This window comes from Rossellomorea sp. NPDC077527 (genome assembly GCF_044542955.1).
Classification (GTDB): domain Bacteria; phylum Bacillota; class Bacilli; order Bacillales; family Bacillaceae_B; genus Rossellomorea; species Rossellomorea aquimaris_E.
On record NZ_JBITVL010000002.1, the window covers coordinates 648,605 to 662,649 of the forward strand.

The window sequence follows — 14,045 nt, forward strand, 5'->3', positions numbered from 1 at the left end:
TTACTCTGGATATGTGATAATACGCTCGATTTTATCAATCGCTACATAATAGACTGCCTGCGGATTGTTTAAATCTTTACCAGAAACTACTCCATTTTCAACTTTTTTAACAACAAGATTTTGAATATCTCCACTTCCAAGCAGCAAAGCCACTGTTCTGTTTTTTTGACATTGAAGAATTTTAGCTAGTTCATCACAAGTATGGTGCATAAAAAAACTCCTTTCTAAAAATGTTAATCTATACCTACCAATATATTTTGTGATTAAGGACTTTGCTTGTACATCAACCTATTATTTTATAAATTGCTCGATTTAACGCATAAACTAAAGCTTTTATTTTCTAATTCTATTGTTTTTAAAAAGTGTTTCTATTAAGAGTGTTTCAAAACCCTCTTTTGTGTACGCACCATTTTTTAAGTAGCTAATAAATACATCTCAGAGAAGGTCATATGGAAAGCACGATCATAAGAAACGAACGTCTGAGTATTTTTCTCACATCTTAAATTTGGATCAAAAGAGTGGAGGCGGCGTTCATGCATAATAACCTTGAACTACGCTCTTTTTTGATTTATCAGAGCACAAAAAAACGAGTATGGACATGTCCACACTCGTCATGCTGATTCACTTACTACTACTCGCTATAAACATCGAAGCATCCTTTTTCATAAAGATTTGATGTCCATGATGAAATGTTCTAATTTCAGTGGCTCTAAATCCCGCTTCGGATAATTGATCTTTCAGCTCTTCATGAACAAAGCCGTTATGAACCTTCGGATGACTGATATTTTCGTTCTTATCAAAGTCGACAATGATCAGCTTGCCTCCGTCATGAAGAATGTTGGACAACTCTTGTAAAATCTGCACCGTATCCGGAATGTGAAGAAGGACGAGTGACATGAGTACGATGTCAGCTTTCATATTCGGAGTTCCCTGAGTAAAATCGGAATAAAGAACATCTGCGTTGAGGATGCCTCTTTGCATGATTTTTGCTTTAGCCACTTCTAACATCTGCTCGGATGAATCAACCAGCAGAACGGATTTGACCATATCAGTCAGTGCTAAACTAACAAGTCCTGTACCGCTTCCATAATCAATGAGCGTTTTGGAAGTGCTGTCCTGCAGTTCTTTTTTGACTTCGTTTACGACGACTTGGGCCAGCTCCATCCGCTCTTCTGTATCATAACGTTTTGCCATTTCTTCAAAGACGTTTGGTTCCATCGTTCACACTCCTGTTTAGGCTTCTTAGGCGATATTATATCAAATGGCAGTATATAAGAGTATCTGCTTGCTCGAGTTCTATTACGGAATAACTCGATAAGGACGCATCATTTCATAATCCTCATGCTCAATGATATGACAATGCCAGACATACAGCCCCGTATATGGTCCAAAGGGAACAATAATACGAATAATTTCATTAGGATTTGCCTGAACGGTATCTTTCCATCCCGACTCATTTGGCTCAGGGGGACGACGTGGTCCCGTAGGCACGATTTTCCCATCTTTCTCATACTTCTCTACATCAAAAGGTTGCCGATCAAGAACTTGAAATCGAACCAAATGTAGATGAATCGGGTGGGTTGCTCTTGTCAGATTGACAAAACTCCAAATTTCCACACTCCACAGACGAGGATGCTCAGAAATCGGATCCTCCCATAGTCGGTCATCTAATAGATGGATAGAGCGTCCATAGGAATCTGGTCTGGTCGTTAATCGTAACGTTCTTGTCCTATTACTATGGCTTTCTTCCAATTTAGGAATATGGGTTAACCGGGCGGGAACGCGGCTGGTATCAGGACATGATAACTGGGAAGTGACACGTATTTGCATCACTGATCCTGTCGTCGCAGGGTCTGGCTTGCTGCCTTGAGGGTATGGGGACTCGGCATCATTCAAGAGTGTGATGGTCTCACCATTGGATGAATGAAAATCGACCAATACATCCGCTCTCTCAGCCGGTGCCAGAAGGAGACTTGATACTTCCACAGGCGCTGCCAACAGTCCTTGATCTGTGCCGATTTGAACAAAAGGTAAACCATTTGAGAGAGATAATCGATAGAATCGTGCATTCGAGCCGTTCAGTATTCTAAAGCGATACCTTCTCGGCTCCACTTCAAGATTAGGCCACACTTTCCCGTTTACTAAAATGGTTTCACCAAAAAAATCCGGGAGAACGGAAGGATCGACACCAGGTACAGGCACCTCTGGTTGGGATGGGTAAAGGAGGCTGCCATCACGATGAAAGGAACGATCTTGAATGAGCAAAGGAATCTCATATGGAGGTTTTGGAAGATCAAAACGTTGCTCTTCATCATCATGGATGATATACACCCCCGTTAATCCGGCATAAATGTTTAAGCGGGTAATGCCCATGGCGTGATCGTGATACCAAAGAGTCGTCGCACTTTGTTGGTTAGGATAGGTATACAACCTATTGGTGAAGTGTGAGCCAACCTCTTTGAACCCCTTCGTAAACCACGCCTCAGGATATCCATCACTTGAGTCAGGTGTCACCCCTCCATGAAGATGGACCACTGTTCGTACTTCCGGTTTATCACGTTCAGCACCGTGTATCGTTGTATCGATGGGGAGAAAATGCTTTCGAGGAAGTTCATTTTTCCACAAAACATGAATGGGTTGATTTCTCCACACACGAAATGTCGGACCCGGATATTCACCGTTGTAGCCCCAAATCTTTGTCGGGGGCAAGTCCCGATGAAGTTGTTTCATGGTCTGGATCATGTTCACTTCATAATAAGGTTGATTATTATGCAGAAACGCCGTCGGTTGAATTTCTTTCATCATCGGTAGTGGATCTACAAATTTTTCAAGCATGAACACCCCTCCTCTGGGAGAATAATGGGATTGTTAATACATCCTATTCTTAAGATCTATTCGTTATCCCCGCCCTAGAAACTTGAATCAATAAAAAAAGCCAGCATCCGCCGGCTCTTCCAAGACTTATTGATGATCCCTGCACACTTCTCGTAAATCTTTCATGAAGCTCCACGTAGACAGGTTCCTTGTCACCTTTTTAACTCATCAAACTTCCCCTCATCCATGCCTTTTCCCGAAAAGGTCCAATCGGGATCTGGATTAAGGTGGTTAGACTCTCAGAATCCAGTTTATAAATTCCATCTGTCAGTTTTGTATCAAATCCAAGAAGGGGATGCCCTCCGAATCCTACAGCCGAAGACGCCAATAACAGAGGTTGTACGAGCATTCCCGCTTCCATTTGCATCATTCTGTAGCCTCTGTACCCATATGTTTCCTGAAAGTGACTTTTGTTTCCGATGATGTGAAGGCATAGCGGCACCTGAAGCAGATTGACGTTATCCAGTGACAGACCTGATTGCAGCTGGAGACGATAATCCCCGGTGCCGATTTGCCGCAAGGAATGGCGGGCACTGTCATAGACATAGGCGCCGTTCGGGATGCCCTCAACATTATACAAACAGCTGTAGATAGAAACATGGGATTTTTCCCCGTTAATAATGTCGTTTACGCCACTTCTATGGGAAAATGAATGGGTTGCACGTTTCAATAGGGCTGACAGCTGTTGCTGACTGACCTTCCCCATAACAAAATCCATTTCCGGTGAATGGCGATTTTTGCAGGCATCCACGAAATCATACGGAAGGGACTCCATTTCCGGCAGAAGGATTTCATTTTCTCCGCTTTTCAGAACCGATGACTTCCCAAATGTGCGAAAAACACCGGTTGTATGCATGTGAGAAGCTTCATTCACTCTTAAAAGCATTGGAAATTCCCTAAGCTTTTCAGACCTTTCGTAGTGTTCTACAGAAAGTGCCGGCATCTCCCGGCATAATTCATCAGTGGTGAATTCACGTTCCCTCACTTTGCCTGTTCCTGACCAGTTCGTTGCAGCGACCGAAAGCGGAATCACCGCATAGACGCTTTCCTCTTCCTCGGTCAATCCGAGCGACAGGTTGATTGCTGAATCGAGAAATTGACCATACACCCCTGACTGAAATCCGAACTCTTTGGCCGTTTCCAAGAGATGCCCCATCAGGACGCCCGTATCCAGTCCCTGCAGCCGATAGGAGAAGTTGTTGTACTTAAAGAAGTTCTTCCAGAATCTCACCGACACAAAGACCGTGGCAAAACACGTCGAGATGTCGCAGCGATTACCGAGTGCCCGCTCCACATATGAATCGACGTTTCCTTCCCTGAGTAGGACGAGGCGATGATGGGCGGCATCATAATGATAGATTCCATCTGGCAAATCATCGAGCTTTAAATAGAGATAGAGTTCATTCGGATACAGCGCCCCTCCGGATGGAACGAACCGCCGATAGGAGTGGATGGGGAGCGAATCAAATTCCTCGGAATCCTCAGGATACATTGACTGGCTTACACCGGTGATTCCGTAGGTGTACCAAAGAAAATGACCGATTCTTTCTACATCGGGTTGTAAGAGCGGCTGTCCGCTCTGGATTGACAGAGGTACTTCTGTAGACAATGGGATCGCCGGCAATCCCCGGTACAGCTTATAGGGAAGGGGCGCATCCTCCCAGTCCACTTCCCAGTTAGGCTGGTTAGCGCGATTGATATCAAATTGCAGATGGTGCAGAAATTCGTTCAGGCTCATCTTCCTCACCTCCCTCGTCCTTAAGGAAACGGATGCGGTTTCTGATTCAGTTCATCAAATGTCAACGGCCGGTCCTTATATCCCAGTTCCTCCGGGACGTTGAGGACCCTGTCAAGGCCGGTCAGACGGGTAAGATGATGCCCGAATGTCATGGGAAGCATGCCGGGGATCAGGACTTTTACGCAGTGCAGTTTGTTCTTTTCAAGTTCCGGTGCGGTTTGGTCCACTACAATCACATCAAGGTTCCGTCTTCGGAATCTTTCAAGAATTTCCTTCAGGTCATCCGTCAGATCGGTGTGTTCCGTTCTCCAAATGAGCTCCTGGAAACTTCGTAAAGAGCGGTTGTCATCCTGCAAAAAAGCGAAACGTTCTTCCGCCTGGGGGAGTCCATACAGCATGCCATGATCATCCATCTGCCTTACGAGGGAATCATCGTACAGCATCTTTTCAAAGTTCACCCTGTTCTTCTCCAATTTCTCATCGAGATTCAGCATCATCCCGGCAAGCTCCTGGATCGCGCTTTTTGCCGCTCTTACGGGATCCAGATGAGCACCTGCCGCGAGGATCAGATTCAATCCATTCTCCTTCCTGTTTTTAGCCATGGCAAAGACGCTTGGGATTCCGTGCTCCATGGTGGAGTTATACAAATAAAGATCGTACCCTGCCACAGTCCGCATCCGTTCAATCATTAACTGCAGCTCTTCGTCTTCTGACGTAAGGGGATCGAGACGAGGCAGACCCAGTTCTGCATACCAGGTCATAAGGAATGAGTCGCGTTCAACGACCTCCATGATGCCGTAGAAGATTGCTTCCTCTCTGCTTCCGCCAAGGGCACAGCCGTTGGACGTTTCATAAACAAAGCCCGATGATCCGCAGCCTAGACTGTAATAAGCTAGAAGCTCCGGTACGAGAATCGGCCGTTCTTCGATTAGAGAATACCCCCACACCCAGTCCATCTCCCTGTCAGGGTCAAACTTTTCAAAAGGGAAACCAGGCATGGCGTACTGTTCATCGGTGTGCACGCCTACTTTTAGGGGATCGAGTGCATGTTCCTCCAGGTTCCGGTAACTGTCACGGATGACGGTCCGTTTGCCCCGGGGCTCCAATCCGCAGTGGCGCTCCAATCCTTCAAGGATGGCGGTCAGCTCGCTGTCTGAGTAGACTTGTGTCCTTCCTGCCGTCCCCTCATCCCCGGAGAACATCGGCATATTAACGCTCGCATCGGCGAAAGGCGTCACCAGGTCATACATCTTACTGTTGAAGAGTCCGGTCCGGTTATCCAGATAGTCGTTGATCAGCACCTTTTTCAGCTCATCCAGTGGTGTACAGCGGAAACTGTCTGCATGGATTTTCGGGCTGGGGTTCAATGACACATGTGCTAATTCCGACGAATCGTTAGGAATCCCGCTGCAAACACTGCACAGTGAGTCGGGAACGAATGAGTGCCAGGAGCTGTTCAACGTTTTCAAGTCGGTGAAGCAAACGCGTCCTTCTGAATAGGCACGATCTTCCTCAAGAATCCTGACAGCTTCTGATATGAGGATGTTCGTCATGTGCCATAACCCTGAATTCGAAGCCCACGGGTCTGTCGTCATCCCTCCTACTTCAGAGAGCTTCCGCTGTACATCCCGCATCTCATGCCGTTCCTTCCCTCCAAGGAGTCGTCTCATATCGGCACATTGTGAGCATCCTGGTGTAGTGGATCGAACAAGTGGTCCGATGATTCCCTCTCCAAACGATACAAAGCCCCTAAGCCAAGGAATCGACGCCCCCCTCATCACCTCTTCTGCTTTCTGATGGACAGCCGGATTCCATGTATCATCCAGTGTAAGTACCAAATCAGTATTGGAGGGGATGCTCTCATCAATACTCTTTTGCCTGAAAACGGGATACCTGACTGACAATTGAGCACCAACTCGGTCCGCAAGCATCCCTTCTCCCACAATCACTACGAAAGAACTCATTGCCCTTCCTCCTCTCGCAGCAGCACACCGAACACACCTGCGAGCTCCTGTTTAAAAATGGGCTCCATATCCAGTTCATACACGACAACCTGCTTGTGATTTCGTTTTAAGGTGTGGATGGCTTCCTTCAAATCTTCAGGCTGGATTTTGTCTTCAATGGATGGGATGGTGATTCCCTCTGCAGCCCTTTCCTCCACTTCCACAGCAACCGGGTTTGCGTCAAATGCATCTCTATTATTTTGGGCATGAAAGAGAGCCTGCTGTAGAGAGTTTCGCAGCGCCATGGTGAGGGTGTATCCGGTATTCCCATACCAGCCGTTCTTTCCACGAACGTAGACGACAGGAAATCCCGTTACGTACTCACCTACTCCGATTTCCGGCACTCCTCTCATGGTGGTTAAGGCGTTTAAATAAAACCGGCAAGTTTCATCTTCAATAGTATCTATAAGAAGACGGGAAACGGTACTTCTTTGAACATACTCTCTTCTCCGCAGCACATCCGTCAGACACTGATGGAGTCCCCGACCTACGCATTCTGTAAACGTCGCCCCAGTGCAGGTAGCCATCCATTCCCCCTTCTGCTCGGGAACCATCAGACTTCCCAATCTTGAAGCGTATGCCTCTATTCCCCTTAACCCTGCTTCGCGACGAGCGTCTGCATGGGTCAAGCCATTGCAGACCATTTCATCCAGCAGATCTGCGGGACCTTCTGAAAGTCCATCGACGGGTTGGACTCTGCATTGAGCCAACGGGAGTTGCTTCGCATCCCCCTCCTCCCATATATGAAAAACCCCAGTCTCTTTAGACGTCAGGAGACTGAAGAAATACAGCATCTTTTCAGGATCCATTCTTTCTGACAGCTCTTGAAGCCGTGTCTCCAGATTGTGTACAGCTTTTGTTTCTAACCGCCCTGATTCCAACGGGTGTGGTAAAAAGGAGTGCCAGCTTCCTTCGAGGGTTTCGGTGTCCAGCAGAAAGAGCCGATTTCGCTGATCTGGTTTTGCCACCCCTGTGATCTCTTTGAACAATTCGAAGACAATCATGTTCGCAAGCATCGCTCCAGGGATTTCCGATTGAGCAGGATGGTGACCTTCTTTACCCAATGCCTCATTGTGGATACGCCTCCATGCAGACTCCCACCCAGCTTCCGAATCAGGATGGATGATGGGTCCGGCGATGCCTTTCCCTTTGCTGCAAATCGCGGGAAGAAAAAGCTTCTTGTCCGTCCTGCATATGACGTGAAGGAGGTCCAGTTCTTCATGGTTTTCTTTTTGCGTGACATATAATATGGAATCGAATGGCTTCAGAGTTTCCCGCCACCCGCCATCACTGAATCGAACTTCCATTAGCTCTATTTCAGGATCTGTCTTACGGGCATGATCGACATGCTCCATGAGCCGGCGTCTGTTCGTCGGCTCCTCATCGGTTATGAGCACCTGCAGTTTTTTCAATCCTGATTCAATGATAGAAGAAACCAATGAAGACAGAACCGGACCAGATCCCACCGCCAGGACATTGGCTCCACGGTAGGTTTCAAATCTAGTAGCTCCCGAGTCTGCCAAACTATCGACAAATTCGATTTGGGAGGCGAATTTCTTCATAACGTGTTCCGGGAGCTGATGTGGCCGGTCATTGCTTATGTCACGGACAAATCCATTCTTAAACAGGACCTCGGCTATGTCCATCACCCTGTTACGATAAGGTTCAGGCAGTCCGTTCGTTAAATAAGCAAGGGAATACTCCCCATTGAACATTGGCAAGAGCTTCTCCACCCATTGATCAATCCCGCTTCCCTCCATACGGAAAGAGCATAGGTTATTCCTGAAATACACACCTCTGTCTGGTTCAGGGAGATAAAACGTATCCCGCTTTACTTTTAAACGCATCGAAGGGTTTAATTTCTCCATTGTGATCCTCCTAACCCCCGCTAATCTCACTAGAATTTGGCTGTCATTACCATCGTATGAGTTTCAATTTGTCCCTTATGTATAAAATCAAGACCCCTGTATCGATTCATACAGGGGTCCATTCGAAAGCGATTTTCTAAAAGCTGATTAACGTCCGCAACGCCCACATCCACCGCAGCCGCCACACCTTCCACATCCGCCGCATCTCCCGCAGCCTCCGCAACGGAAGCATCCACCGCATCCACCACAGCCAAAGCAGCTAAAGAAGCAAGCGAAACCAAACCCGAAACAGCCTCCAAATCCAAGGAATAGCCGTTCGTCATTCGGATCGTACATGTTCTGATCCCAGGACACGGGCTGTGTTGCCTGGAAATCACCTATATTTAGACCTTGAAGTTCATTATGAAAATTATTCATTTCCTTCTAACCTCCCAAACAAAGTACCCTATGGCTCTATGGACAAATCAAAGGTTGTTATTTTACATTTCAAAGAAGTGGATCATCCACAACAATTTATGTCATTTTACTGGGTGTTGTTACTGATGCATAAGCCTATTTCTCGGGGAAATGGTAAAAAGAGAAAACAAAAATACTCCAGTCATTGGACTGGAGCTGATTTGTAAACTGAATGATTTAACCAAAAGAGCCGGCATCCGCCGGCTCTTTATAGGTCTCGATGATTTCTGCACACTTCTCTTAAATCCTTCATCACCGCTTCTTTCTCTTCCCAAGAATAAATCGATGCACCTGCCGCCAGTGGATGACCTCCACCGTTGTACTTTTTAGCGATGGTGTTGATGACAGGGCCTTTCGAGCGGAGGCGGACCCGGATCTGATCATGTTCTTCAATAAAGAAGACCCATGCTTTCATGCCTTTGACATTCCCTAACGTACTAACAAGAAGGGACGCTTCTGATGGTACGACGGCATGTTCCTCTAGAATATCTTTCGTCATGACCATCATGCCGCAGCCATCCTGATCCATCTCGAAATTCTGCAGCACATAGCCGTTTAGCTTCGTGACGTTGGAATCGACTTCATACATTTTATTGAATAACTCATTCCGGTCGAAATCGTAGCGGATCAGTTCACCGGCGATGTCAAATGTGTTCTGAGTCGTACTTGGATATAGGAATCTTCCCGTATCGCCGACAATTCCGGCAAATAATAGTCTTGCTCCTGAGTCAGGCAGGGTCAATCCTTTGTCTTTCCCAAACTGGTAAAATTCATAGATCATTTCACTGACGGAGCTTGCGGTTGTATCAATCCACAGGTGATCCCCGTAAGCATCTTCGTTTGGATGGTGATCAATTTTCACAAGCTTGTCCCCAAGTTTGTAGCGGCGGTCACAGATTCGTTCTTCGTTAGCCGTATCACAGACGATGATCAGGGCACCTTCAAAGACAGAGTCTTCGATGACGTCGAGACGATTTAAGTAATGAAGGGTTTCTTCTTCTTTCCCAACGGCGTAGATGTTCTTTTCTGGAAATGAAGCTTTCAGGATTTCCACAAGTCCTCCTTGGGAGCCGTATGCGTCCGGATCCGGGCGGACATGTCTATGTACAATGATCGTTTCATATTGTTTGATGAGGTTCAGGATTTGTTCTTTCATGGGAATCTCCTTTGTAGTGGAATTTATATTTGGCATTCTGCCCCGTTATCTGTAAAATAGTAGCGAGAGATGTCAACGATGGAGGACAAAACTATGTATTTTCTCGCATTACTAATTGTCGTTACGTTTACGTTCTATGTCTTTTATAAAATAAGACAAGTGAGAACACGACGACCGATGGAAAAGAAATGGTTATCTGCTAAAGCAAGCATTGCCCTTGGGCTGTTCGTTGCCCTGTTTGGGATCAATCAGCTTTATTTATTCCCTGGTACGCTGACGTATGTCATCGGCGGGCTTTTCATCCTGCTTGGACTTGGAAGCTGCTGGGCCGGATATAAAATGTACAAGCATGTTCTTCCTTATGCTCAGAGAGAAGCGAAGGAACTGGATAACCAATAATGAAGCAAGAACGAAGGACTGGATGAATATCCGGTCTTTTTTTGTTCGGTTTGATTCATTTTTAGTCGTGGATAAGATGGTTTTGTACCATAAAGACTGAAAAATCGTCTGGTGATGGTAAACCTACCATGGAAAACGTGGGAGCTGGACCCTCCGACTCGTTTAAATGAGCCGGTTTTCGTTGTTTATGAGCTAGTTTCAGGATTTATGAGCCGGATCTGAGATATATGAGCCGGTTTAAGAATTTATGAGCCACTTTCCCCGGTTTATGAGCCGTTTGTCGAGATTTAGCGAATACGCAAGCTCAATCCCAGCCTAATGCCGGTCAATCAACTGACAAATCATCAGCGATTTCCCCATTAGCACGCCTTCACTATATACCTCTACATCCACCTTACCAAACTTTCTTCCGACGTCGAGCACTTTCGGATGGATTTCGAGTGTGCTTTCCATCTGGACGGGTTTGATGAAGTAGATGGTCATGTTTTCGATGACGAGGTCGCCTTTTTTGTACGGCTTGAGTGCACGGTTGGCAGCTTCGGTCATGAGTGTGGTGAAGACACCATAGGATAGCGTTCCGATTCCCGTTGTCATCTGCGGAGTGACGGCAAATTGGTAGATTTCCTTGTTGTCTTTCTTTTCGACTGCATTTGAAATGAGGTCATCGATCGTTTCCCCGACCTGTGGCTGACGTTGGATCATTTGCAGAGCCTTCAATACATCCTGACGGCTGATGATTCCCTGCAGCTTGTTCTGTTCATTGACGACAGGAAGTAACTCGATCCCTTCCCAAATCATGATATGTGCGGCGGATGCGACGCTTGTATTCGGGCTGACAGTGATCGGCTGTTTCGTCATGATCTTATCAATGCCTGCATACTTTTCCTGCCCCATTACGTCCTTCGAGGTCACCATACCATGAACTTTTAAGTTTCGGTCCACGACTGGGAAACGGCTATGGAACGTGTACTGATTCTTTTCGTACCATTCTTCCAACGTGTCATCCAGATGCAGATAAATCGTGTCATCCACTTTGGTTAAAATGTCTTCCACTAACACGATCTCTTTCTTGATGAGCTGATCGTAAATCGCACGGTTGATCATGGTGGCGACAGTAAAGGTGTCATAGGAAGTGGAGATGATCGGGAGTTCGAGTTCATCGGCCAGTTTCTTGACGTCTTCGTCTGCATCAAATCCCCCTGTGATCAGGACGGCTGCTCCAGCACGTAACGCATGTTCCTGTGCCTGGTTCCGGTTCCCGATAATCAAGAGGTTTCCTGCTTCCGTGTATCTCATCATGGCTTCAAGCTTCATGGCTCCAATGACAAACTTGTTGAGCATCTTATGCAGGCCGGATCGTCCACCCAGTACTTGTCCATCGATGATGTTAACCACTTCTGCGTAGGTGAGCTTTTCGATATTTTCTTTCTTCTTTTGTTCGATGCGGATCGTTCCGACGCGTTCAATGGTGCTGACGTAGCCTTTCGTTTCGGCATCCTTGATCGCCCGGTATGCCGTTCCTTCGCTGACGGTCAGTGCTTTTGCGATTTGGCGGACGGAGATCTTTTCTCCGACAGGCAAGGTATCTATGTACTCTAGTATTTGTTCGTGTTTTGTAGCCAAGCTTTTCACCCTTCTTTGTAACGTCCTACTTTATATGTTTATTATAATGTGAAAAGCGTGGTGTTTCAATTTAATCAGGGCTTTCGAGAGGGAAAGCCCTGATTGTTGAGTGCATTTTGCAACTTTTTGCGGAGCGAGTGCTGGTTGATTTTCGCTGCAGGGGCTCGCTTTCCGCGGGGTCTCAACTTCCACACATTTCCCGCAGGAGTCGAGCCCCTTCCGCTTCAATCAACTTATGGGGTTTGAAGGTGTTACCCTCAATAAACACCACTCTCTCCGTTATGTTCATCCAAACGACCGTGATTTCACTTTGCGCACCGGCTTGGATTTTAACTTTTTGTTGCTACCTTTACCCGTTCCTTTTGGTGTGTAGAGCAGGGCTGCTAGGTTGCCGGCTATGACGAAGGTGGCAAGGATAAGCCAGCTGATGGCGAAGATTCCTTCTAGGCCTTCTGAGAATATGGACATGCGGGGGGCTCCGTAGTAGATGAGGGCCCCTGTAATTAATAAACATAGAATGTATCGTTGTTTCAAACAGACTTCCTCCTTTCTAGGCTTGTATCATGTATATGCGAGTTGGTTGAGGATGTTGTGCAAACATACGAAAAAGGCGATGCGTTTGCATCTAAGTAGTTCTATTTTGTGGAGGAGCATGGTAAATGGGATGTGAATGAGCATACCTTTTAGCAAATTTAATCAAATTGGTAATCTATTTGTTGTCTCAAGAATTTTTAACATTATGTGGTAAAATAAACTTATAGATTAATCGAATTCTGTTCTTCAATTAACGGGCAGGATAGAGAAAAACCAATAAGAAAAAATTTATAAAATAATATACTTTTAAACAGGGGGAGATAAAATGATTTTAGAAGATAAAAGGAAACCAGATATGGTTTTGGAGAAGGTTATAAAGAAGGTCAATATTCAGAGTGAGTACAAGACTTTTGTAGAGGAGTATACAGCTAGCTTGCTTTCAGAGTTCAGTGGGAAGATTCACAGTATTTATATGTGTGGCTCAATTCCTAAAGGTACTGCTAAGCCATTTACGTCTGATGCAGATTTTACAATAGTATGCGAAAGTCCAGAAGATATAGATTATGATAGAGTATCATATCTGAAGGACCAGATATTACAAAAATATCGATTCGTAACGAAGGTTGATACGGTTATTTGTTCGCTGGATGATGTAAGAAGTAAGCCTAATGAATGGGGATTTTGGGTCAAGATAATCTGTGTTTGTATACACGGTACTGATATTGGCGAAGAAGTACCGCCTATTCTTATTTCACCTGAGTTCATATTAGACTTGAATTCAGACACTCAAGAGGCAGTGGAACGCGTTCGCGGGTTTTTATCTAACGCCAATGATGACACACTGAAATCTAGATATACCAAAGGTTACTCAAAGAGATTAATTCGTGCATTATACTCTTTGGTTTTAGCAGATACAGGGGTTTGGGAAGATGACATTACTAAGATGAAGAGTGCCATATCAGATTATTGCACTATTGATTCAGCTTTAGTTGACTATTTGTATGCGTGTTACTTGGATAGTAATGTAGATGTTGAAGAGTTTCTGGGGATTGCAGAAGAAGTATATAGTTATATTGGGAAGGTTTTAACTGGATTGGCAGCTTCCAGAACTACTCCTTCAGAAATATAAGTTTTTCTCGTGAATACTCGCTTTTTCGCAGATAATTAGCGTTGCATATGTACTAATAAACATATCAATGGTCACGATGAACATATACTAGAGAATAAAAAACTGGCATAAACATTATTTTTGATATCCAATAATTTTCTATCCATTGATAAAGTGTATGAAAAAGGACAAGTTTTGGGTTGCTGATTAATAACTATATTATTACAAAGCGTTATTCAAGTAACGGGGGCTTTAATTGAATAAGAAAAACATCTTTCATAACAAA

At 45.3% G+C, this 14,045-nt stretch carries 12 protein-coding genes; 2 read left to right on the plus strand and 10 right to left on the minus strand.

Annotation, left to right across the window (positions count from 1 at the left end):
* The 8 genes from ACIGG7_RS08530 to ACIGG7_RS08565 form a co-directional block, all read right to left on the minus strand.
* Complete coding sequence (locus ACIGG7_RS08530; RefSeq protein ID WP_224939728.1) at positions 1-210, minus strand: hypothetical protein; 210 nt, start codon at positions 208-210, stop codon at positions 1-3.
* A gap of 411 nt (positions 211-621) precedes the next feature.
* Positions 622-1,218, minus strand: a complete 597-nt coding sequence (locus tag ACIGG7_RS08535; RefSeq protein WP_397549455.1) for a class I SAM-dependent methyltransferase — start codon at positions 1,216-1,218, stop codon at positions 622-624.
* An 81-nt stretch (positions 1,219-1,299) separates the two neighbouring features.
* A complete protein-coding gene (locus ACIGG7_RS08540; RefSeq protein ID WP_397549456.1) occupies positions 1,300-2,835 on the minus strand; it encodes a multicopper oxidase family protein in 1,536 nt (511 codons plus the stop codon).
* A gap of 199 nt (positions 2,836-3,034) precedes the next feature.
* Complete coding sequence (locus tag ACIGG7_RS08545) at positions 3,035-4,612, minus strand: SagB family peptide dehydrogenase (protein ID WP_397549457.1); 1,578 nt, start codon at positions 4,610-4,612, stop codon at positions 3,035-3,037.
* A gap of 20 nt (positions 4,613-4,632) precedes the next feature.
* Positions 4,633-6,576, minus strand: coding sequence for a TOMM precursor leader peptide-binding protein (locus tag ACIGG7_RS08550; RefSeq protein WP_397549458.1), 1,944 nt, complete (start codon positions 6,574-6,576; stop codon positions 4,633-4,635).
* Positions 6,573-8,483, minus strand: coding sequence for a putative thiazole-containing bacteriocin maturation protein (locus ACIGG7_RS08555; protein ID WP_397549459.1), 1,911 nt, complete (start codon positions 8,481-8,483; stop codon positions 6,573-6,575). Before ACIGG7_RS08555 ends, ACIGG7_RS08550 begins: the two co-directional genes overlap by 4 nt.
* Before the next feature lie 147 nt (positions 8,484-8,630).
* Entirely contained in the window at positions 8,631-8,900 is a 270-nt protein-coding gene (locus tag ACIGG7_RS08560) for a heterocycloanthracin/sonorensin family bacteriocin (RefSeq protein ID WP_224939722.1), read from the minus strand.
* A 247-nt stretch (positions 8,901-9,147) separates the two neighbouring features.
* Positions 9,148-10,095: a DHH family phosphoesterase gene (locus ACIGG7_RS08565; protein ID WP_397549460.1), complete on the minus strand. Its 948-nt coding sequence runs from the start codon at positions 10,093-10,095 to the stop codon at positions 9,148-9,150.
* 93 nt (positions 10,096-10,188) lie between these two features.
* Between ACIGG7_RS08565 and ACIGG7_RS08570 the strand changes: the two genes are divergently transcribed.
* Positions 10,189-10,494 (plus strand): YtpI family protein, encoded by a 306-nt coding sequence (locus ACIGG7_RS08570; RefSeq protein WP_224939720.1) that lies wholly within the window; start codon positions 10,189-10,191, stop codon positions 10,492-10,494.
* Between the two features lie 315 nt (positions 10,495-10,809).
* Here ACIGG7_RS08570 and ACIGG7_RS08575 read toward each other — a convergent pair whose 3' ends face one another.
* Together ACIGG7_RS08575 and ACIGG7_RS08580 are read right to left on the minus strand one after the other, a co-directional pair.
* Positions 10,810-12,117, minus strand: a complete 1,308-nt coding sequence (locus tag ACIGG7_RS08575; RefSeq protein WP_397549461.1) for a DRTGG domain-containing protein — start codon at positions 12,115-12,117, stop codon at positions 10,810-10,812.
* 285 nt (positions 12,118-12,402) lie between these two features.
* Positions 12,403-12,651, minus strand: a complete 249-nt coding sequence (locus tag ACIGG7_RS08580) for a hypothetical protein (protein ID WP_397549462.1) — start codon at positions 12,649-12,651, stop codon at positions 12,403-12,405.
* A gap of 355 nt (positions 12,652-13,006) precedes the next feature.
* Between ACIGG7_RS08580 and ACIGG7_RS08585 the strand changes: the two genes are divergently transcribed.
* On the plus strand, positions 13,007-13,780 hold the full coding sequence (locus ACIGG7_RS08585) for a nucleotidyltransferase domain-containing protein (RefSeq protein ID WP_397549679.1): 774 nt from the start codon (positions 13,007-13,009) through the stop codon (positions 13,778-13,780).
* The last annotated feature ends 265 nt before the right edge of the window (positions 13,781-14,045 follow it).

Excerpts from the sequence above, each read along its gene's own strand:
- ACIGG7_RS08530 (WP_224939728.1), bottom strand. The coding sequence starts at position 210 with ATGCACCATACTTGTGATGAACTAGCTAAAATTCTTCAATGTCAAAAA.
- ACIGG7_RS08535 (WP_397549455.1), bottom strand. The coding sequence starts at position 1,218 with ATGGAACCAAACGTCTTTGAAGAAATGGCAAAACGTTATGATACAGAA.
- ACIGG7_RS08540 (WP_397549456.1), bottom strand. The coding sequence starts at position 2,835 with ATGCTTGAAAAATTTGTAGATCCACTACCGATGATGAAAGAAATTCAA.
- ACIGG7_RS08545 (WP_397549457.1), bottom strand. The coding sequence starts at position 4,612 with ATGAGCCTGAACGAATTTCTGCACCATCTGCAATTTGATATCAATCGC.
- ACIGG7_RS08550 (WP_397549458.1), bottom strand. The coding sequence starts at position 6,576 with ATGAGTTCTTTCGTAGTGATTGTGGGAGAAGGGATGCTTGCGGACCGA.
- ACIGG7_RS08555 (WP_397549459.1), bottom strand. The coding sequence starts at position 8,483 with ATGGAGAAATTAAACCCTTCGATGCGTTTAAAAGTAAAGCGGGATACG.
- ACIGG7_RS08560 (WP_224939722.1), bottom strand. The coding sequence starts at position 8,900 with ATGAATAATTTTCATAATGAACTTCAAGGTCTAAATATAGGTGATTTC.
- ACIGG7_RS08565 (WP_397549460.1), bottom strand. The coding sequence starts at position 10,095 with ATGAAAGAACAAATCCTGAACCTCATCAAACAATATGAAACGATCATT.
- ACIGG7_RS08570 (WP_224939720.1), top strand. The coding sequence starts at position 10,189 with ATGTATTTTCTCGCATTACTAATTGTCGTTACGTTTACGTTCTATGTC.
- ACIGG7_RS08585 (WP_397549679.1), top strand. The coding sequence starts at position 13,007 with ATGGTTTTGGAGAAGGTTATAAAGAAGGTCAATATTCAGAGTGAGTAC.